The following is a 519-nucleotide window of genomic DNA, read 5'->3' as shown; positions in this document are numbered from 1 at the left end:
TTTTGGTGGGTTGCTGTTTGGCCTGCCCGCGAAATTTGCCGCGCACAGCATACGGTTTTTGTGCTAGAATTGCGGGCATGAACGGACTGGGGAGTCGTGAATTCGAGGACGCGTTGGTGGAATCCACGTGTTCCTGCCGGATCGAGCAGGCACGGCTGGATCATCGGATTCTGGTTGATGTGAACCAACTGTGGTGTTCGCAGGTGGCACGGTTCGGGGACGAGCTGGCACGGGATTCGGTGATCGAGGAATTACGACTCGCCTGGTCCTGTTACCGGGGCAGGGCGATCGGGACGGTCGAATTGTCGATCGAAATGCACGAACAATTCCCCGAACTACTGGCATGCATGAGCGAGGGGCTATTGGACTCGTTTCTCGCTGCGAAAGCCACCGAAGTACTACGCCCACTGGCCCCGGAGCTGGTCGCGAGCGCGGACCGGCGAATCGCGCGACGTTTGCGTGAACAAGGCCTGCCGCATGACTGGCGTGCCTATCTGCGCCGGATAGCGGATGGGCTGG

The 519-nt window shown here is 59.9% G+C and carries 1 pseudogene; it reads left to right on the top strand.

Annotated features, from left to right (window positions below):
* Nucleotides 1–77 precede the first annotated feature (77 nt).
* Nucleotides 78–519, top strand: a pseudogene (locus AD72_RS35170) (HNH endonuclease); the annotation flags it as partial.

The organism is Sciscionella sediminilitoris (assembly GCF_000737195.2).
Classification (GTDB): domain Bacteria; phylum Actinomycetota; class Actinomycetes; order Mycobacteriales; family Pseudonocardiaceae; genus Sciscionella; species Sciscionella sediminilitoris.
The sequence above is the reverse complement of the archived record's forward strand: the minus strand, read 5'-3'. Positions and strand labels throughout refer to the sequence as shown.